Origin of the sequence: Pseudomonas sp. IT-P253, from assembly GCF_949768125.1 — a bacterium.
Classification (GTDB): Bacteria; Pseudomonadota; Gammaproteobacteria; order Pseudomonadales; family Pseudomonadaceae; genus Aquipseudomonas.
The window spans coordinates 18,967-38,026 of the sequence record NZ_CATKPT010000026.1; the positions used below are offsets into that span (position 1 = coordinate 18,967).

At 57.1% G+C, this 19,060-nt stretch carries 17 protein-coding genes; 10 read left to right on the plus strand and 7 right to left on the minus strand.

The annotated features are described in order from the left end of the window. Positions 1-17: 17 nt before the first annotated feature. Entirely contained in the window at positions 18-1,844 is a 1,827-nt protein-coding gene (locus ACM6IR_RS15515) for a glycoside hydrolase family 15 protein (RefSeq protein ID WP_414908543.1), read from the minus strand. Between the two features lie 299 nt (positions 1,845-2,143). Here ACM6IR_RS15515 and ACM6IR_RS15520 point away from each other — a divergent pair, with 299 nt between their 5' ends. The 3 genes from ACM6IR_RS15520 (at position 2,144) to ACM6IR_RS15530 (ending at position 6,531) form a co-directional block, all read left to right on the plus strand. Next, positions 2,144-2,557: a response regulator gene (locus ACM6IR_RS15520; protein WP_414908544.1), complete on the plus strand. Its 414-nt coding sequence runs from the start codon at positions 2,144-2,146 to the stop codon at positions 2,555-2,557. 110 nt (positions 2,558-2,667) lie between these two features. Further along, a complete protein-coding gene (locus tag ACM6IR_RS15525) occupies positions 2,668-3,294 on the plus strand; it encodes a response regulator (protein WP_414908545.1) in 627 nt (208 codons plus the stop codon). Positions 3,295-3,306: 12 nt separating this feature from the next. Beyond that, positions 3,307-6,531: a transporter substrate-binding domain-containing protein gene (locus ACM6IR_RS15530; RefSeq protein ID WP_414908546.1), complete on the plus strand. Its 3,225-nt coding sequence runs from the start codon at positions 3,307-3,309 to the stop codon at positions 6,529-6,531. A gap of 3 nt (positions 6,532-6,534) precedes the next feature. Here the strand turns inward: ACM6IR_RS15530 and dkgB are convergent, their stop codons facing one another. Together dkgB and ACM6IR_RS15540 are read right to left on the minus strand one after the other, a co-directional pair. After that, complete coding sequence (gene dkgB / locus ACM6IR_RS15535; protein ID WP_414908547.1) at positions 6,535-7,338, minus strand: 2,5-didehydrogluconate reductase DkgB; 804 nt, start codon at positions 7,336-7,338, stop codon at positions 6,535-6,537. A 267-nt stretch (positions 7,339-7,605) separates the two neighbouring features. Further along, positions 7,606-8,514: a LysR substrate-binding domain-containing protein gene (locus ACM6IR_RS15540; protein ID WP_414908548.1), complete on the minus strand. Its 909-nt coding sequence runs from the start codon at positions 8,512-8,514 to the stop codon at positions 7,606-7,608. Between the two features lie 105 nt (positions 8,515-8,619). On the opposite strand from ACM6IR_RS15540, the gene ACM6IR_RS15545 reads away from it, so the two are divergent. The 4 genes from ACM6IR_RS15545 to ACM6IR_RS15560 all read left to right on the plus strand — a co-directional run bounded on the left by ACM6IR_RS15545 (position 8,620) and on the right by ACM6IR_RS15560 (position 12,372). Next, a complete protein-coding gene (locus ACM6IR_RS15545; protein WP_414908549.1) occupies positions 8,620-9,486 on the plus strand; it encodes a pirin family protein in 867 nt (288 codons plus the stop codon). Between the two features lie 127 nt (positions 9,487-9,613). Then, positions 9,614-10,240 carry an isochorismate family cysteine hydrolase YcaC gene (gene ycaC / locus ACM6IR_RS15550; protein WP_414908550.1) on the plus strand — a complete coding sequence of 209 codons (627 nt, stop codon included), beginning with the start codon at positions 9,614-9,616 and terminating at the stop codon, positions 10,238-10,240. Between the two features lie 123 nt (positions 10,241-10,363). After that, on the plus strand, positions 10,364-11,806 hold the full coding sequence (locus tag ACM6IR_RS15555; RefSeq protein WP_414908551.1) for a mechanosensitive ion channel domain-containing protein: 1,443 nt from the start codon (positions 10,364-10,366) through the stop codon (positions 11,804-11,806). 119 nt (positions 11,807-11,925) lie between these two features. Then, positions 11,926-12,372, plus strand: a complete 447-nt coding sequence (locus tag ACM6IR_RS15560; protein ID WP_414908552.1) for a carboxymuconolactone decarboxylase family protein — start codon at positions 11,926-11,928, stop codon at positions 12,370-12,372. Here the strand turns inward: ACM6IR_RS15560 and ACM6IR_RS15565 are convergent. After that, a complete protein-coding gene (locus ACM6IR_RS15565) occupies positions 12,366-13,958 on the minus strand; it encodes a DHA2 family efflux MFS transporter permease subunit (protein WP_414908553.1) in 1,593 nt (530 codons plus the stop codon). The genes ACM6IR_RS15560 and ACM6IR_RS15565 overlap by 7 nt on opposite strands. Beyond that, entirely contained in the window at positions 13,955-15,076 is a 1,122-nt protein-coding gene (locus ACM6IR_RS15570; protein WP_414908554.1) for an HlyD family secretion protein, read from the minus strand. Before ACM6IR_RS15570 ends, ACM6IR_RS15565 begins: the two co-directional genes overlap by 4 nt. 599 nt (positions 15,077-15,675) lie before the next feature. Between ACM6IR_RS15570 and queC the strand changes: the two genes are divergently transcribed. Next, positions 15,676-16,365 (plus strand): 7-cyano-7-deazaguanine synthase QueC, encoded by a 690-nt coding sequence (gene queC, locus ACM6IR_RS15575; RefSeq protein ID WP_414908555.1) that lies wholly within the window; start codon positions 15,676-15,678, stop codon positions 16,363-16,365. A gap of 53 nt (positions 16,366-16,418) precedes the next feature. Here queC and ACM6IR_RS15580 read toward each other — a convergent pair whose 3' ends face one another. Together ACM6IR_RS15580 and ACM6IR_RS15585 are read right to left on the minus strand one after the other, a co-directional pair. Next, positions 16,419-17,297 carry a queuosine precursor transporter gene (locus ACM6IR_RS15580; RefSeq protein WP_414908556.1) on the minus strand — a complete coding sequence of 293 codons (879 nt, stop codon included), beginning with the start codon at positions 17,295-17,297 and terminating at the stop codon, positions 16,419-16,421. Continuing rightward, entirely contained in the window at positions 17,290-17,886 is a 597-nt protein-coding gene (locus ACM6IR_RS15585; protein ID WP_414908557.1) for a helix-turn-helix transcriptional regulator, read from the minus strand. The genes ACM6IR_RS15580 and ACM6IR_RS15585 overlap by 8 nt, the downstream gene beginning before the upstream one ends. Before the next feature lie 456 nt (positions 17,887-18,342). Between ACM6IR_RS15585 and ACM6IR_RS15590 the strand changes: the two genes are divergently transcribed. Beyond that, positions 18,343-18,696: a DUF6124 family protein gene (locus ACM6IR_RS15590; protein WP_414908558.1), complete on the plus strand. Its 354-nt coding sequence runs from the start codon at positions 18,343-18,345 to the stop codon at positions 18,694-18,696. Positions 18,697-18,733: 37 nt separating this feature from the next. After that, entirely contained in the window at positions 18,734-18,988 is a 255-nt protein-coding gene (locus tag ACM6IR_RS15595; protein ID WP_414908559.1) for a hypothetical protein, read from the plus strand. Positions 18,989-19,060: the final 72 nt, after the last annotated feature.

Below are 19,060 nucleotides of genomic sequence, written 5' to 3' on the forward strand. Positions count from 1 at the left end.
CACACAAACCTGCGGTCTCAAGGCTGCCAGTAATTCTTCTCGCCACTCAATCTTCGATCCAGAAAACACGCCGCGCTGATCAGTGCCAGGTGCGTCAGCGCTTGTGGGGTATTGCCCAGATGTCGCGCATGGCTGTCGAACTCTTCGGCGTACAACCCCAGCGGGTTGGCGTACTTCAGCAACTGTTCAAATTCCAGGTGGGCCTTTTCCACTCGGCCTGCCCGAGCCAGACATTCGACATACCAGAATGAGCACGCGGCAAACGCCCCTTCGGTGCCTTCGAGGCCATCGATCTGGACATCGTCGTTGCGGTAGCGGTAAACCATGCCGGCACGCACCAGGTTTTTTTCGATGGCTTCGAGGGTTGCGAGCCAGCGCGGGTCCTTGGCGCTGACAAAGCGCACCAGCGGCATCAGCAGCATCGAACCGTCGAGGGTATTGCCGCCCTTGTACTGAACGAAATGCCCACGTTCTTCACTCCAGAAGTTCTCCCAGATGTCGGCGTAGATCGCCTGACGGGTCTGGTCCCAGCGGGCGAACGGGGCGGGCAGCGAGCGTTTGGACGCGAGGCGAATGGCCCGGTCCACGGCGACCCAGCACATCAGTCGCGAATGCAGGAAGTGATGTTGCTCACCGCGCATTTCCCAAATGCCTACGTCCTCTTGCTGCCAGGTTTCGCAGACCTGATCGACCACCTCAGCAGTGTGTTTCCAGCCTTCATGGGAGATGGCTTCGCCGTACTTGTTGACCAGGTACACCGCGTCCATCAGTTCGCCGAAGATGTCGAGCTGGACCTGATCGTAAGCCTGATTGCCGATCCGCACCGGTGTTGCGCCGCCATGACCGGACAGGTGTGAGAGTTCGTTTTCCGGCAGTTTCTGGCGGCCGTCGATGGCATAGAGGATGTTGAGTTTCATGGAGTGGCCGTGGCAATCGCTGACCCGGCCGCGCAACCAGCGCATGTAGTCGTTGGCTTCCTGGACGAAACCCAGGCGCATGAAGGCGTAGACGGTAAATGAGGCGTCACGGATCCAAGTGTAACGATAGTCCCAGTTGCGCTCGCCGCCGGGTGTTTCCGGCAGGCCGAAGGTCGCGGCGGCGAGGATCGCGCCGTGTTTGCGCGAAGTCAGCAGCTTCATCGCGAGCGCCGAGCGGTTGACCATTTCGCGCCAGCGGCCGCGATAGTTGGACTGGCCGATCCAGTCGCGCCAGAACTTCAGCGTGCGTTCCAGGCACAGCGCGGCGGCGCCTTCCTGAAAGCGCGGCTCGTCGAGCCCTCCGAGCAGGAATTGGGCGCTCTGGTCCTGTTCGAGGGTGAATTCGGTGACCACTGCATGGCCGTCGATCCGTAAAACCTGATCTGAAGACAGGCGCATGGAAGGCTGATCAGCAGCCTCGAAAACCACGTCTTTTTTATCCATCCGCGCGCGGGTTTTGGCGCGAGCGTAGTCATGACGCACGGCACAACGCAGATGAAACGTCGCTTTTCCGCTGACCACCCGCACTTGGCGCATCAGCATCGGCAAGTCGTCGTCGCTGTCGCCGATGGGCAGCAGGTCCGTGACTTCGACCACCGCGCGGTCACTGAGCCAGCGGGTTTGCAGGACGTTGGTGTCCGGCAGGTAAATCTGTTCGCGACGGGCGTCCGGCAAGTCGGGAGCGAGTTGGAAAATGCCGGCCTCGGGGGTGTCCAGCAACGAGCAAAAAATCGATGGACTGTCGAAATCCGGCCAGCAGAAAAAATCCACGCTGCCCTTGTCATTGACCAGTGCCGCACTGCGCATGTCGCCGATGATGCCGTGGGCGTCGATGGCGCTTTGTCGTTCGGGATGATGATCAGCCATTACCGCAACACTCCGGATAGAGGCTCGTGCCGCCGTCGAGGGAAGTCTGCATAAACGTTAGCGCCTTGAGGCGAGGGCCTAATCAGCTGACCGGTTTGAGCAGCAGAGAGTTCATTTGTGCGGCGGTCAGATGAGTGTGCCGGCCTCTTCGCGAGCAAGCTCGCTCCTACAGAAGACGTATGAATTCGTCCGGTCGGTGGAGGATGCGTCAGGGTATTTAGGAAAAGTCCTACATAAAGCCCCGCGGGTCTTCCGTAGCCTTGCGCCCTCACGAATCTGACACCCTTCTGGGGGGCACGTTGTCGAACAAAACCTTACGTATCCTGATCGCCGACGAGCAGCATTTTTACCGCATGAAGATTGAGCGCCTGTTCAATCAACTGGGCTACTACCGGATAGCGCCGGTGCACAGTCTGGAAGAGTTATTGACCCTGATCGAATACGGCAGCGAGCCGTTCGATCTGGTGGTCATCAATGCCGTGATGGCGGCAGGGGCGTTGGACCTGCCGGGTTACTTGCGCGATAACCGCCAGGTTCGCCACGCGTTGATCTACAACGGCCAGTCGGCGACGTTGTCGCCAATCCCCGCCTGTGTTCAACAGACGGTTCAAATAAGCCATGCGCTGCTGCCTGATCTGGCGTCCATCCAGCGGCGGATGACGTTGATCTATCCTCAGCTACCGTTCGTCGGCACTGTCACTTCTGTCAGGTAGTTGCAGGCGGATTTCCATGCGAGAGTCTCAGCGCAGCCGCTGCGTCTAAACCGGGCCTGGCCCATGGGCTTTCATTGCCCGATTGTTGTGCCTTTGCACAGGGAGTTGCCATGAAGTCAGCGTTGATAGCGGACGATCATCCGGTGGTTCGCGCGGCTGTCAAAATATTGCTTATACAGGAGGGGTTTAAACGCATCCACGAGGCTTCCAGCGGCAACGAGGTGTTGCCGATGATTCGTGAACAAAAACCGAACCTGGTGGTGCTGGACCTGGTTATGCCCTCACTCGACGGGCTCGATGTGCTGGCACGGATTCAGGCCAGTGGCGTGGCGTGCCGAGTCCTGGTGTTCACGTCTCAGGAACCGATGTTTTATCAGGATCGGTGCATGCGCGCCGGCGCCTCGGCATTCGTTTCCAAGACCAACGATCTGGAGCATTTGCACAAAGCCGTGCATGCGGTCATGGCCGGTTATAGCTATTTCGCCCAGTTGCCCTCGGCGTCGGTGTCGCTGAACAACCTGCAACGCAGCGAAAAGCAGATGATCGACACGCTCTCCGACCGAGAGCTGACGATTTTTCAGCACTTGGCCCGGGGTATCAATAACAAGGCTATTGCCGAGGTCATGCACCTGAGTCACAAGACCGTCAGTACCTATAAGACCCGATTGATAGAAAAGCTCAACGTGGATTCATCCGTGCACTTGCGCGATTTTGCCAAGCGCAATCATCTGATTTGAGCGAGCCTGACCATGCGTGATTGTTTGTGGGCTCTATGGCTGTTTTGGATACTGGGGCCCTCGGTGGCGATCGCTGACGAACCGTTGCAGTTACAACTGCACTTGCTGGGACGTTCCTCGGTGGCGGGCTATCAGGTGCAACTGGAGGAAAAAGACTGGCAATGGCTGCGGGACAAGCAAGTCTTGCGCCTCGGCGTATCGGGGCCGGACTATCCGCCGTTCGAGATCACACGCAACCGCGATGAGCTGGAAGGCATCACCGCAGACTATGCCGCGCTGGTGGCAGAGTTACTGCACGTCAGGATCGAGGTGCTGCGCTACCGCACGCGCGATGCGGTCATGGCGGCGCTCAAGCGCAATGAGATCGACCTGCTCGGCACGTCCAACAACTTCGAGGCGGCTGATCCCGAGCTGAGTCGATCCAGTGCTTATGCTGAAGATCAGCCGATGCTGGTCACTCGACAGGACGAGCAGATGCCCGTCGATCTGGCGGGTAAACGCATTGCCATGGTCGATGATTATCTGCCGGCGGCGACCGTCGAAGCCTTTTATCCCGACGCCATCCTGCAGCGCTACGCGTCAACGCTGGAAGCGCTCGGAGCCGTGGCGTTCGGGCAGGATGACGTGTACCTCGGGGACCTGATCAGCGCCAACTACCTGATCAACAATAATTACCTCAACAACGTTCATCTGGTGGGGCCGTCCGGCCTGGACGCCAACCCGTTCGGCTTTGCCCTGGCCTCGGGTAGTACGCGCCTCAAGCGCATGGTCGACACAGCATTGGCGGCGATCCCCATGGACCAGCGCCTGGCCATCGAGCAGCGTTGGAGTGCCGGCCGGGCGACGATGGCAGGCCAGCAGCGAGTGAGTCTGAGCGCCAGTGAACAGCGCTGGCTGGATCGGCATCCGCGTGTGATCGTCGGGGCCGTCGAGAACTTTGCGCCGCTGAGTTTCTATGATGCCCAAGGCCGGTTCAGCGGACTGACGGCACAGTTGCTGACCCTGATCAGCCAGCGCAGCGGTTTGAACTTCGAGGTGCTACGGGGCAACGCCCTGGACCAGCAAATTCAGCGACTCAAGGTCGGTGAGGTCGATGTCGTGCCGGCGATCATCCCCAGTCTCGAAGGCGAAGCGCAAATGCGTTTCACCCGCGCCTACCTGAGCAATCCGTTTGTACTGGTGAGCGCCAACACCCCCGGCAGCCCGAAGACCCTGGACGATCTGGCCGGTAAGCGTTTGGCGATCTATCACAGCCACCCGATGCGCGAGTTCATTCAGACGCGGGCGCCGAATGTGCGGATCGTGGACGTGGACAGCCTCGGTCAGGGCCTGGAATGGGTGATGAAGGGGCAGGCCGACGCCGCGCTCAGCTCATTATTCATGACGCATTACCAGATCGCCCGGCATTACCGCGACCGCCTGCGAATCACCAGTACCGTGGGCGATGAACCGGCGCGAATCACCCTGGCCACCGCCCCCGGAGCGCTGGAATTGCACTCGATTCTGAACAAGGCATTGCTGAGCATATCGCCCCAGGAGATGGATGAGTTGGTGGCTCGCTGGAGCAATGATGTGGTGGTGGATGACAGCTATTGGCTGCGGCATCGCCAGGGGATTCTCCAGGGATTCGCCGCTGCGGCTGCGTTGCTGATGCTGGCGTTGAGCTGGATCGCCTGGCAGCGTCGGCAGATTCACCAGCGTCAGCAGTGGCTCAGGCAATTGCAGGACGCCAAGGACGCCGCCGACGAGGCCAACCGCGCGAAGACTGCGTTTCTGGCGATCATGAGCCATGAGATCCGGACGCCGATGAACGCCCTGCTGGGCATGCTCGAATTGGCACTCAAGCGCGCTGAGGAGGGCGTCACCGACCGTTCCGCCATCGAGGTGGCCTCCAATGCCGGGCAGCAGTTGCTGGCGTTGATCGGCGACATCCTGGACATCGCGCGAATCGAAGCCGGGCATTTATCGCTGACACCCGAGCGCGCCAATTTGCGGGCGTTGGTCGAGTCGGTGAGTCGGGTTTTCGAAGGTCTGGCTCGGGAGAAGCATCTGCAATGGCGGGTCGAACTGGACGAACTCAGCGACTGCGACGTGTTGATCGATCCCACGCGCTTCAAGCAGGTGTTGTCCAATCTGTTGAGCAATGCGATCAAGTTCACCCGTGACGGTGAGGTGAGCCTGTCACTGCGAGTAGCCCCCGATTTATCGGGGCATCTGGTCGTCAGCGTGTGCATTGCCGACAGCGGCGTCGGTATCAGTGTGGTCGATCAGCAGCGACTGTTCAGCCCGTTCGTGCAGGCCGACGCCGGCCGGCAGTCTGCCCGCAATGGTTCCGGCCTGGGGCTGGTGATCAGCCGCTCGCTCTGCGAAATGATGGGCGGCCGGTTGCAGCTCGACAGCGTTTTGGGGCAGGGCACCCAGGTACACATCAGCCTTGATCTGGTGGCGTTGCAACCGTTGCCCTTCACCGTGTGCATGGACAGCGCAAAGCAACGCCCCACTCGGTCGCTGACGATTCTGGTGGTCGACGATTACCCGGCCAATCGATTGTTGCTCTCACGCCAGTTGAGTTATTTGGGGCATCGTGTGCTGGAGGCTGAGGATGGCGCGCGCGGTTTGGCGCTGTGGCGTGATCAGGTGTGCGATTTGGTCATCACTGACTGCAACATGCCGGTGGTCAGTGGTTATGAACTGGCGGGTGCGATCCGCGATGCCGAGCACTTCGATGGATCGCCGCCGACATTGATCCTGGGGTTTACCGCCAATGCACAGCCCGAGGAAAAGGTCCGCTGCCTGGAGGCGGGGATGGACGATTGCCTGTTCAAACCGATCCGGCTGGCGGACCTGAGTGGCTGGTTGGCGTCGAAGTTTGTGAGTGAATCGTCAGGAAGCGCTGCAGTGCCCTCAAACGCCGAGATCGATTTGAGCGGTCTGGAGCAATACGTGGGCACGGACCGAACGCTGATCAATGAGTTGTTGCGCGACCTGGCCGTGACGAACCGGGAGGATCGCCAGCAACTGCTCGTCGCACACGCCGGTGCCAATCGTCGTGACCTGCAAGACCTGGCGCACCGCATCAAGGGCGGTGCGCGCATGGTTCGGGCGCTCAATCTGATTGAGTGTTGCGAGCAACTGGAACGTGCTTGCCGCGAGGGCCGCGCGGCGTTGATCGACGAAGCCGTCGATCAGTTGCAACACGCCATGACGCGCCTGGACCAAAGCCTTGAACAGGGCTGACATTCAGTCCCAGTTCGGGGCGATACCTTTGGGGCTGGTCAACCGCTGACCGCGATCAAGGCCTGCGATTAACGCCATGTCGGCGTCGCTCAACGTCAACGCGCAGGCGTTCAGGTTGCTGGCGAGGTTGGCGCGTTTGGTCGACGAAGGGATCACGGCGTAACCCAGTTGCATGGCCCAGGCCAGGGTGACTTGTGCTGGCGTCGCCTGCAGGCGATTGGCGATTTGCCGGATCACCGGGTCTTTCAGCACTTCGCCGTAAGCCAGTGTCATGTAGGAGGTGATCGGGATGCCGTGGCGCTGCGCGAACTCGACAACTTTGCGGTTTTGCAGGTACGGATGCAGTTCGATCTGGTGGGTGGCGATGTTCTCGGCGCCGACGACGGCCATCGCCTGTTTCATCAGGTCAATGGTGAAGTTGGACACGCCGATCTGCCAGGTCAGGCCCAGTCGCTTGGCGTCGAGCAGGACGCCCATGAAGTCCGCGACCGGGACCTGATCTTCCGGAGACGGCCAGTGGATCAGGGTCAGGTCCAGGTAGTCTGTCTGCAGTTTGCGCAGGCTCTCTTTGAGGCTGTCGATCAGGCGATCCGTGGCGAGGTTGGCGACCCAGATTTTGCTGGTGATGAACAGGTCTTTGCGGGCAATACCGCTGGCGGCAATGGCCTCGCCGACCTCGGCTTCATTCTCATAGATTTGCGCGGTATCGATCACCCGGTAGCCCAGCTTCAGGCCAGTGCTCACCGAATCGATGACCACCTGGCCTTGCAAGCGAAAAGTACCGAGACCGAATGCGGGAACAGACATTGATGACTCCAGAGGGGCAGTGGGAATGGGCAGGAGTATCCGCGTCTGCATCCCTGGGAAAAACCGCTGGGGCGGCAAAGCACTGTTTACCGCAAGTCATGAATCATGGGTCGGCAGAAGGATGTGTGGTGTTTGGTCTGGCGCCTTCGCGGGCAAGCCTCGCTCCTACGGATTTATGTCGTGTGAAATTACCGCGTACACCCGCACCTGTAGGAGCGAGGCTTGCCCGCGAAGGCCGCGACTCGGTTCAAAGCCTTACCCCGAACCTCAAGCAATGTCAGCATGGCTGAACTCTTCACCCAAAAAGTCGATCAACGCTCGCACTGACGGCAGCAACCCACGGCGCGAGGGGAAGATCGCATGGACGATCCCGCATTTCGGCGCCCAGCCTGGCACCAGTTCCACCAGACGTCCGGCACTGATGTCATCGCGCACCACGACGCTGGGCAGGTGGGCGATGCCGATTCCGGCGAGCACCGCCTGCCGCAACGCCAACAGGTCATCGGTGACCATGCGCGGCGCGTGTCGAATCACCGCGCTGGCACCGTCCGCGCCGAACAACTCCCACTGATACTCTCGCTGCGCCGCGCCCCAGTGCACGCTCGGCAAACCGCTGAGGTCGGCCGGGGAGGCCGGTGATGACAGCCGTGGCACAAACGCCGGGCTGCCCACCAGGCACTGGGTGCTGTTGCCCAGTACCTTCATCACCATGTCGGTGTTTTCCAGTGGCGGAAAACGCACCCGCAGGGCGATGTCGAAACCTTCGTGAATCAGGTCGACCCGGCGGTTGGTGCTTTCAATGAACATCTCCACCAACGGGTACTTGAGCAGGTAACGGGTCAGCATCGGCCCGACCCAAGAGTTCAGCAGCGCCGTCGGGCAACTGATCCGGACCAACCCCTGGGGCTCGGAGCGGTTGCGTTCGATCAGTTCGGCGGCGCTTTCCGCTTCCACCCGCATGGCCAGGCAGCGCTGGTAATAAGCCTGGCCGATTTCCGTCAGTGAACAATGCCGGCTGGTGCGGTGCAGCAGGCGCACGCCAAGACGCTCTTCGAGCTCGGCGATGCGCCGGCTCAGCTTCGATTTGGGCATGTCCAGCGCTCGCCCGGCGGCGGCAAAACCACTGTGCTCCACCACTTGGGTGAAGTAGTAGAGGGTGTTCAGGTCTTCCATCATCGTTCTCCAAATAGAACGCTATGACTGTTTTTTGCAGTCTAGCGCACCAAAGGGTTCGGTTTTAAGCTTTGTCCATCGCGTCAAATACCTGATTCGGAGGCAAGCATGAAAGACATCATCGGCATTTACACCAGTCCACGGACCCATTGGGTCGGCGACGGCTTTCCGGTTCGCACGCTGTTTTCCTACGACAACCTGGGCAAACACATCAGCCCGTTTCTGCTGCTCGATCACGCCGGTCCTGCCGAGTTCACGCCGACCACCGAGCGTCGTGGCGTGGGTCAGCATCCGCACCGCGGTTTCGAAACAGTGACCATCGTTTACAAGGGCGAACTGGAACACCGTGACTCCACCGGCAGTGGCGGCAAGATCGGCCCGGGTGACGTGCAGTGGATGACCGCTGCCTCGGGGATCGTGCATGAAGAGTTTCACTCGCAAGGCTTCGCCAAAAGCGGTGGCACCCTGGAAATGGTGCAGCTGTGGGTCAATCTTCCGGCCAAGGACAAAATGGCCGACGCCGGTTACCAGACGATTGTCGATGGCGATATCCCGAACATCGCGCTCAAGGACAAGGCCGGCAGCCTGCGATTGATCGCCGGTGAGTTTGACGGCCACACCGGCCCGGCACGCACGTTTACCCCGATTGATGTGTGGGATCTGCGCCTCAACGGCGGCAAGTTGCTGACCCTGGATCTGCATGAAGGTCGTAACACGGCACTGGTCGTCTTGCGTGGCACGGTGCAGGTCAACGGCCTGGAACTGGTGCGTGAAGGGCAGTTGGCGTTGTTCGAGCGTGATGGCGATCAGCTCAGCCTTGAAGCCAATAGCGACGCCGTGGTGTTGCTGCTCAGCGGCGAGCCGATCGACGAACCGATCGTCGGCCACGGCCCGTTCGTGATGAACAGCGAGCAAGAGATTCACCAGGCTTTTGTCGACTTCCAATCCGGCCGCTTCGGTCGGATGAGCGGTTGAATTCATTGTTGCAATGCTGTGGCATGTCGGGCTTGGGTGACTACGCTTGCTTGGCCGCGGTTTAACGAAATGTCAGGTTTACTCACGCCGGCCAGTTCGGCATCGATTAAAAGCGAGGATTACTCCCATGACTACTTCCTACAAACGTCTCGACAAGGATAACGCCGCCGTTCTGTTGGTGGATCATCAAGCAGGCCTGCTGTCGCTGGTACGCGATATCGAACCGGATCGTTTCAAGAATAACGTGCTGGCCCTGGCTGACCTGGCCAAGTACTTCAAACTGCCGACCATCCTCACCACCAGTTTCGAAACCGGCCCCAACGGCCCGCTGGTGCCTGAGCTCAAGGCGCTGTTTCCGGAGGCGCCTTACATTGCCCGTCCTGGCCAGATCAACGCCTGGGACAACGAAGACTTCGTCAAGGCGATCAAGGCCACTGGCAAAAAACAACTGATCATCGCTGGCGTCGTGACCGAAGTGTGCGTGGCATTCCCGGCGCTGTCGGCACTGGCCGAAGGCTTCGACGTGTTCGTGGTGACTGACGCTTCCGGCACTTTCAACGAGCTGACCCGTCAATCGGCCTGGGATCGCATGTCGGCCTCCGGCGCGCAATTGATGACCTGGTTCGGCCTGGCGTGTGAGCTGCATCGCGACTGGCGCAACGACGTGGAAGGCCTGGGCACGCTGTTCTCCAACCACATCCCGGACTACCGCAACCTGTTTACCAGCTACAACGCCCTGACCAGCAGCAAGTAAGGAACCCCTGTAGGAGCGAGCTTGCTCGCGAGGGTGGATCAGCTACATTGATGTCGACTGACCCACCCTCGCGAGCAAGCTCGCTCCTACATTTCCGTTTCCGTACCTTGCTGGAGTTGCTCGATGCTGTCGTTGCTCACCGATCATCCGTTGATCTGCGCGTTGCTCCTGATCCTGATCGATCTTGGTTTATGGCGCTTGATCAGTGCCAATGGCAGCAACTGGAAGCTGGTCGTACGGCTGTTGATTTTTTCGTTGTACAGCATGCTGCTGTTCAACGAAGGCCTGAACCCGCTGGAGACCGCACCGTGGGCCGACAATGTGCCGTTGCACCTGGCCGCCACCGGTTTGCAGATTGCCTGGTGGCTGTTCGGCGCGCGAACACTGACGGTGCTGATCGGCGCGGCGATGATGCAGCGGGTCGGGCACACCGGGCGATTGTTGCAGGATTTGCTCGGTGCGGTGATTTTCCTGATCGCGATCATCGCGGCCCTGGCGTATGTGCTCGATCTGCCGGTCAGAGGCGTGCTGGCAACCTCCGGCGCCCTGGCGATCATCGTCGGCCTGGCGCTGCAAAGTACCCTCAGCGACGTGTTCTCGGGGATCGTCCTCAATACCACCAAACCCTATCTACTGGATGACTGGATCTCCATCGACGGCACCGAAGGCCGGGTCACCGACATCGACTGGCGCGCTACACGCCTGCAAACCTCCCAGGGCAGCATGGCGGTGATTCCCAACTCGTTGGCGGCCAAGGCCAAGATCGTCAACTTCAGCCGGCCAAGCGATATTTTCGGTGTGTCGATCAGCCTGCAATTGAGTCCGCACGCGCGCCCGCAAACGGTGATCGATGCGCTGGAGCGGGCAATGGACGGTTGCCGATACCTGTTGGCCAAACCGGCGCCGTGCGTAGCGCTGAAAGGCTCCAGTGCTACCGGTGTGGAGTACGAAATCAGCGGTTTCGTGGTCTCGATGGAACAGAAACGCATGGTCCGCAATCAACTATTCGACCTGGCGTTCCGGCATTTGCAGGCGTCCGGTGTGAGCCTGTTGTCGAGCGTCGAACCCAACGTGTCTGCCGGCCTTTCACGGCCGCGGGCGTTGCTGGAAAGCTCGGCCATCTTCTCGACGTTGCGTCAGGAAGAGAAAGAAACCTTCAGCCAGCACATGACCCTGCAACAGTTTCGCGCAGGTGAAATGATCTTGCCGGCGGGGGAGGTCAGCAATCAATTATTCATCATCGAATCGGGTGTGGTGTCGGTCACGCTGAGCCGTGGCGGCGTCAAGTTCGAAACCGCGCGCATGGGGCCGGGTGAGGTGATCGGCGAGGGCGGGATATTGTCGGAGACGGCAGTGCCGGCGGACTTCAGCGCCAAGACACCTTGCAGCCTGTACCGAATCGAAAAAGACTACCTCAAACCTTGTCTGGACGCGCGGCATGACATCGGCGAAGCGATGAAGGCGTTGCTCGATTTTCGTTTGAACAAGGCGCAGACGTTGACGCAGGAAGTGCCGAAGGTGGTCGAAAGGAAGGGATTTTTGCAGTGGTTGCGTAACAGGGCTTAGCGGTTTTCGGTGGATGGCCGCTCTCCCATTGGCCTCCTCGACTTCTGAAAAATTGGCTATTTGTGTCAGTCAGCCGTGGGGCTACCGTATCGGCACACCCACTTGCCCTGGAACACACCATGAAACCTCGTATCGATTTCTACACCGCTTCCCCAGACGCTCTCAAAGCCATGATTGCCCTGGAAACCGCTGTCTCGAAGCTGCCGCTGGAAAAGAACCTCATCGAACTGGTCAAACTGCGTGCGTCGCAGATCAACGGCTGCGCCTTCTGCATTGACATGCATACCGCCGACGCGATCAAGGGCGGGGAAACCCCGCGTCGCCTGTTCGCTGTGACGGCGTGGCGTGAAGCCCCGTTCTTTACCGACCGTGAACGCGCCGCACTGGCCTGGACCGAATCGATGACGCTGGTGAGCCAGACTCATGCGCCGGACGAAGACTACGAAATGGCCACCGCTCAGTTCAGCCCCAAGGAAATGATCGACCTGACCGTGGCCATCACCACCATCAACGCCTGGAACCGCCTGGCGATAGGTTTCCGCAAAATGCCTCAAGCTGATCAGTGAGCATCCGCTGACGGCGCGGCCGGTGGTTGCACCTTGCGCATCAGGGGCACCATCGCCGTGGCGACGATGAAACAGACCATGATCATCAGGAACGCGTCGCCATAGGTTTGCGTCTGGGCTTCGCGGTAGGTCAGCAGCCAAAGCTGATGCAGGCTGGCGGTGACCCCGACGTCGCCGCTCTGGCCCAGAGCGGCGAAGTTGGTTGTGACCTGGGACAGCCACTGGTTAAGGGCTTCGTTGGTGCTGTTGAGGTTCTCCGCCAACCGCGTGAAGTGCAGGTTGGTCCGGTCATTAAGAATGGTCGCACATGTGGCAATGCCGATGGCGCCGCCCAGGTTGCGCATCAGGTTGAACAACCCCGAAGCATGTTTGAGCCGCGCTGGCGCCAGCCCGCCGAGCGTCAGCGTCACTGCTGGCGGCACCGCCAGTTGCTGGGCAATCCCGCGCAAGGCTTGCGGCAGCAGCAGTTCTTTCGCCCCCCAGTCATGGGTGATCGGGCTGAAATCCCACATCGATAAGGCGAACAGCCCCAGGCCGGTCATCATGATCCAGCGCAGGTCGACGCGGTTGGCCAGAAAGGCGTACAGCGGAATGGCCATGATCTGGAACACCCCGGTGGAAAAAACCGCCAGACCAATGTCCAGCGCGCCATAGCCACGCACCCGACCGAGAAACAGCGGCGTCAGGTAAATCGTGGCGAACAGGCCGATCCCGGTGACAAATGAAAAGAAGCAGCCGAGGGCGAAATTGCGATCTTTCAAGGCGCGCAAATCGACCACCGGATTGGCCACGTGCAGGGTTCGGCCGATGAAGGCCAGACCGGCGAGGCCGCTGATCCATGCCGTGGTCAGAATCGTGTGATCGCTGAACCAGTTCCAGCGCGGGCCTTCCTCGAGGGTGTATTCCAGGCAGCCGAGAAACAGCGCCATGAACAGCATGCTCAAGTAATCGGCGCCTTTGAGCAGCGAGAGTTCCGGCTGGTCGATTTTCACCAGCAGTGGCACCGCCACCGCGACGAAAATCCCCGGTACCAGGTTGATGTAGAACAGCCAGTGCCAAGAGGAAACATCGGTGATCCAGCCGCCGATCACCGGCCCGAGGGTCGGTGCCAGCGAAGCCACCGCACCAATGGTTGCGGCAGCGATCACCCGTTGTTTGCCAGTGAAGAAAAAGAATGCCGTGGTGAACACCAGCGGGATCATCGAACCGCCAAGAAAACCTTGCAGGGCGCGAAAGGCGATCATGCTCTGGATGTTCCAGGCCGCGCCGCAGAGGAGGCTGGCCAAGGTGAAACCCACCGCCGACGCGCAGAACAACCAGCGCGTCGAGAACACGCGGGACAGCCAGCCGGACAATGGGATCACGATGATTTCAGCAATCAGGTAGCTGGTCTGCACCCACGCCGTTTCATCGGTACCCGCCGAGAGCCCGCCGCCAATGTCGCGCAACGAGGCGGAAACGATCTGGATATCCAGCAGCGCAATGAACATACCGATACACATCGAGGCGAAGGCGAACACCTTGGTCGCCGTTGCCAGGTCGGCGGCATTGAATGGCTGGGCGGGGACGGCGAGGGCGCGGTTCATGGCGCGCTGGCCACGGCTGGCGTTTCAGGCTCCTTGCGCGTATCCACTTGCGCGGTCACTGACAGGCCCGGACGCAAATGCCCGAGCACGCCATCGGCCGGATCCAGCTGGATGCGCACCGGCACCCGCTGCACGATTTTGGTGAAGTTGCCGGTAGCGTTTTCTGGTGGCAATACGCTGAACTGCGAACCACTGGCCGGGGCCAGGCTGTCCAGATGACCGTGGAATGGCTGTCCCGAGAGCACGTCGGCATGAATGATCACCCGTTGGCCCGGCGTCATGCGCGCCAGTTGATCTTCTTTGAAGTTGGCATCGACCCACAAACCGCTGGACGGCACCACCGACAGCAACTGCGAACCGGCCTGCGCATAAGCGCCGACCCGCGCCCGGCGATTGCCGATCACGCCGTCCACGGGGGCTTTCAGTTCGGTATAGCTCACGTTCAATTGCGCCAGGTCACGTTCGGCCTTTGCCTGTATTAAAGCTGCGCGGGCTTGCTGTTTCTGGGTGGCGATCACATTCAGTTGCCGCTGCGACGCCAGCAGCTCAGCCTGAGCGCGGGCGCTTTGGGCCTGGGCGGTCTTGAAGGTGGCGTTGGCCCGTTGGGCGCTTTCCACCGAGACGGCGTTGCTGCCCACCAGTTTTTTGTAGCGAGCATCGTCATCCCGGGAGCGCGCGGTTTCGGCACCGGCGGCATCGATGCCGGCGCGAGCCTGGCCGATGACGGCCTGTTGCAATTGTTCGGTGGCATCGAGGTTGGCGAGCAGGGCCTCTTCAGCGGCCACTGCGCCTTCAGCCTTGGCCAGATTGGCGCGGTAGTCGCGAGAGTCGAGACGAATCAGCACATCGCCGGCCTTCACTGGCTGGTTATCAGTGACCAGCACGTCTTCGATATAACCCGCCACCTTCGGCCCGATCACCGTCACGTCGCCACCGATGTAAGCGTCGTCGGTTTCTTCAATGAAGCGGCCGGCGGTCCACCAGTGGGTTGCGTACAGCCCGGCGAGCACCAAGGCAGCGATGAGCGCAATCATCAGGATCAACCGTTTGAGCAGGGGAGGCTTGGGCGTGCTCACCGGGACGGCGAGGTCGGGTTCAAGGCTGGGCATGCTGGTCATGGACGAATACCTGTGGGAAACGGCTGTTTATTACGTCTGTAATATGACCAAGATAATATTTTCTGGCAAATGATTTTTGTTGCCGATCGTCAGGTGGCGGTTCCCCCTGTGGGCGAGCTTGCTCGCGAAGAGGCCGGCACAATCGCCGCAAATCTGTAGCAGCTGGCGAAGCCTGCGTTCGGCGGCGAAGCCGTCGTGAAATCAGCCGACGCGGTGCATCAGAAACACCTCTTGCACAGGTTTTACGACGGCTTCGCCGCCGAACGCAGGCTTCGCCAGCTGCTACAGAGCGCCGGCTCCGCACAGAATTTTGGGTTTTGCCACGAGGGGGCCTATCGCGGTCAGGCCGCCTGATAACGGCAGTCAATGTCGTTTCCCGTCAAGTGCGCACAAGGTCTCTCTCTACACTGCCCGGTTGATCGTTCTCCGGCACTGCGCCAGATCCGCAGCACCGTGGAAAACCTTCTAGTCCAGCAAAGAGATGACACAAACGGAAATCGGAGACGATCATTTCGGAAGCTTCCCACAGCCAGAATTTGAGCTTCCCGGTAGGGTCAAGCACCCGCACCCCGCCGGGGCACTCCAAGGAAGAACGAACCATGACTAAAAAGGCTGTTATCGTTTTCAGTGGCGGACAAGACTCGACCACCTGCTTGATCCACGCATTGCCGATATACGATGAAATTCACTGCATTACGTTTGATTACGGCCAACGCCATCGTGCAGAAATTGAAGTGGCGCAACAGCTTTCAAAACAGCTTGGCGTGACGGTGCACAAAGTACTGGACGCTTCATTGATAAACGAACTGGCTATTAGCAGCTTGACGCAAAACAACATCACAATTGAAAAGAGCAAGGGCAACGGCGTTCCAGATACGTTCGTGCCTGGCAGGAATATCCTGTTTTTAACATTGTCGTCTATTTATGCCTATCAAGTGGGCGCTGAGGCTGTTATTGCAGGTGTTTGTGAAACAGATTTTTCTGGCTATCCGGATTGTCGGGATGAGTTTGTAAGGGCGATGAACAAGGCTGTTGAGTTAGGAATGGATTATAAGTTGCGTATTGAAACGCCGCTTATGTGGCTGAATAAAGCTGAGACCTGGGCCTTGGCCGATTACCACAAGCAGTTGGATTTGATTCGCTACCATACATTGACTTGTTACAACGGTATAAAGGGAAGTGGATGCGCGGATTGCGATGCCTGTAGTCTTCGAGCAAAAGGATTGAATGAGTTTTTGGAAAATAGATCGGAAGTCAGAAGTAGTCTGAAAATTAAATTAGCACTATAGAAGTAAGTTTGTTGCTGGGAGAGTTAGCTATTAACAGCTAACTCTCCTTGGTTTTATGCAGTTTGATCCGCTGCTATATATCTTTTGAATAATGATCTTGCCCCATAGGCAGGCAGAATGTTGAAAATCGCGAAGCACATTTTTATGGCTATTTGAATATAGACGATATGGAGTATGTCGCTGTTTTTCATGGTTCCATAAAATGCAATAAAACAAAACAGGAAGCTGTCTATTATCACTGCGAAGAACGTACTAAAAAACACCCGCAGAAAGAGAAATCTGGAGTTTGTAAGCTCTTTTATTTTACATAGTAAATAAGAGTTTACGTGCTCGGAAAAAAGGAAAGAGACAGAAGATGCTACTAGTACAGATGAAATATGGCTGGTTAGCTCGCCATAGGGAGTGTCAAGCTTCCAGCCAGGCAGTCCTGGAAGATGGCTAGTGGCGTTTAACAGAATAAAAATCAGAGCATTACTTGCAAATGAAAACAAAATGGCTTTTCTTGCAAGTCTAAATCCATAGAATTCGTTCAATAGATCGACTATTAAAAATGTCAGCGGGTACAGGAAGAGGCCCGGGGTGACAACAACGTTAAACTGCTCTAAATAAAAAAGCTTTGGTGTAGCGAAATTCGAAAAAACGTATAGCGAGAAAAGTATTAGGTTAAGTGTGACAAAAATAACCCACGCCCCTTCGTGGCGGTCATTTACTTCGTATGCGGTCAGTGCAGTTCCGCGAGAATAGAATTTTCTATAAATGCTTTTTATTTCTGCTTTATTTAAATTATCTAATATTTCGTTTTTTAATAGCTCGCTCAGCGTTATTTTTATTACTTTTCCAGTGGAAATGACCATGATTATTGCGAGGTTTTTGTTGTTCTCGAACCCTAATAATTTATATTTGCTGTTCTCGGTTTCGTCATTGTTACCCATTAAACCTTTCCTCTACGATTTCCCCCACTACACAAAAAACGTCAGAAGCAGTAATTTGGCCATTAACTATAAATAATTTTTTGGTGGTTTTGTCGTACATCAATTTGTCTTTATCGCTGTTCAATAGGCCTTTGTTTATTATCAACAGGTCTCCAGGTTCATTGGCGCCGCTGATTTCGCTCTCAAGGAGTACCCCGATTAAATTGCACGCCGCACCGAAATAGTATGTTAAAGGGTGAAGTGTCGCTAACTCACCGATTCTTTTGTCCAGGTTGTGAATAAGTAAACTTTCTTTGATTATGGGTACTGCGGCTGGATTCATATTTCCGCGAAGTGAAATACTACTTTCTATTATCTCTTTTTTTTCAAAATTGACGCTCTCTATTTCTTTATAGGATACTCCAAAAAAATCAGAAATCTTTCGAATTGTAGACTGTTGAACGTTTACAACCTTTCCCTCCAATATGTTGTATATCGTGGTTCTGGTTAGTCCGATAGAGTTGCACAGTGATAGTTGTGTTTCGCCGCGACTTTTTATTAAATATTTAATATTGTTTTTCAGGTTTTCTGTTTTTTCTTTTTTGTGCATTAAAAGATACCGTTTTTTTGTTGTGATAAAAAACTCTCTGCGCAGCTTAGTAGCTATAGTGTTGTTTTTGGGAATTCTACATCCTGCATTGCCTGAATTATGTACAAAATAATGTCGCAAGCACTGCACTCAAACGTTAGATAATGTTTCGCAGTACAGTATGAAGGCAAATTAACGAATTTTCTTACAGAAACAAGGAAGTTTTTATGATTTTTAGTGCTGAGCATTTCGCAGCGGATAATATAGTTTGTTTTTTTTAGGAGTTGTATTGAGCGAGATTGCACAAATATTAACCACTTATAGTCATAATTTTGCACAGATGTTAAATAGTTTGATTAATAAAATTTGTTTTTGTTTTATTGTTTTTCCCTTTTCGGTAACAGGCGTACAGTATCCAACCTAGTCCCGGTTAACAGCGTGGGACTTGCATTTTTTAAACTTGCAAGGAGCTCTGTTATGAAAAAGTCCGTCCTCAATTCCGCGGAATCATCAAACCATTCTTCCAAAGTCACCGAACAACTCGTCAGCGTGCCCCTACGCAATCACACTCATCCCGAACCTGTCAGCCACTTCTTCGCCGTCGTTGCGGATGTCGACACGGAATCCCTGCTCTGTCACGCCAGTGAAACCCTTGCCTCCCTCAGCGTCATGGCCACCGACCTTTCCCGCGAACTGGAAGGCCCGCGCCGCCATGTAATCTTGGCCATTCAGCAACTGTCTGCGCTGGGCGAGTTACTGGTCAATCGAGCGCTGGACAACCTGGAGCCACCCCGGGGTTCGTCTGAAGTGCCATCCAAATGCCAACGCTGAACAGTTGTGTTCCTTTTCCCTATGGAGGTTTTTCGTCATGGATCGATACATGCCTGTCACCGGCATCGACTGCAGCGTCCCATCGTTGCTGATCGACACTGAGGCGCCACTGGACGTGTTGCATGAAATTGCGGCCTACCGCATTCGTACCGCAACGCAACTGCTGGAGAGTTTTGCGTTTGGCGAGGGTGTGCACAGTGAGTTGGCGCGGGTATTGGTGACTTCACTGCGCGATGGCTGTGATTTGCTGGATGTCGTGGGACGACGATTACAGGGGCAGGTTTCAGCGTAGAAAAAAGGCGCCTTTCGGCTGATCAGCCAGGCGAATGTGGCCACTGTAGGAGCGAGCTTGCTCGCGATGGTC

Coding starts and splice junctions, on each gene's coding strand:
- ACM6IR_RS15515 (WP_414908543.1), bottom strand. CDS start 1,844: ATGGCTGATCATCATCCCGAACGACAAAGCGCCATCGACGCCCACGGC.
- ACM6IR_RS15525 (WP_414908545.1), top strand. CDS start 2,668: ATGAAGTCAGCGTTGATAGCGGACGATCATCCGGTGGTTCGCGCGGCT.
- ACM6IR_RS15530 (WP_414908546.1), top strand. CDS start 3,307: ATGCGTGATTGTTTGTGGGCTCTATGGCTGTTTTGGATACTGGGGCCC.
- dkgB (WP_414908547.1), bottom strand. CDS start 7,338: ATGTCTGTTCCCGCATTCGGTCTCGGTACTTTTCGCTTGCAAGGCCAG.
- ACM6IR_RS15540 (WP_414908548.1), bottom strand. CDS start 8,514: ATGATGGAAGACCTGAACACCCTCTACTACTTCACCCAAGTGGTGGAG.
- ACM6IR_RS15545 (WP_414908549.1), top strand. CDS start 8,620: ATGAAAGACATCATCGGCATTTACACCAGTCCACGGACCCATTGGGTC.
- ycaC (WP_414908550.1), top strand. CDS start 9,614: ATGACTACTTCCTACAAACGTCTCGACAAGGATAACGCCGCCGTTCTG.
- ACM6IR_RS15555 (WP_414908551.1), top strand. CDS start 10,364: ATGCTGTCGTTGCTCACCGATCATCCGTTGATCTGCGCGTTGCTCCTG.
- ACM6IR_RS15560 (WP_414908552.1), top strand. CDS start 11,926: ATGAAACCTCGTATCGATTTCTACACCGCTTCCCCAGACGCTCTCAAA.
- ACM6IR_RS15565 (WP_414908553.1), bottom strand. CDS start 13,958: ATGAACCGCGCCCTCGCCGTCCCCGCCCAGCCATTCAATGCCGCCGAC.
- ACM6IR_RS15570 (WP_414908554.1), bottom strand. CDS start 15,076: ATGACCAGCATGCCCAGCCTTGAACCCGACCTCGCCGTCCCGGTGAGC.
- queC (WP_414908555.1), top strand. CDS start 15,676: ATGACTAAAAAGGCTGTTATCGTTTTCAGTGGCGGACAAGACTCGACC.
- ACM6IR_RS15580 (WP_414908556.1), bottom strand. CDS start 17,297: ATGGGTAACAATGACGAAACCGAGAACAGCAAATATAAATTATTAGGG.
- ACM6IR_RS15585 (WP_414908557.1), bottom strand. CDS start 17,886: ATGCACAAAAAAGAAAAAACAGAAAACCTGAAAAACAATATTAAATAT.
- ACM6IR_RS15590 (WP_414908558.1), top strand. CDS start 18,343: ATGAAAAAGTCCGTCCTCAATTCCGCGGAATCATCAAACCATTCTTCC.
- ACM6IR_RS15595 (WP_414908559.1), top strand. CDS start 18,734: ATGGATCGATACATGCCTGTCACCGGCATCGACTGCAGCGTCCCATCG.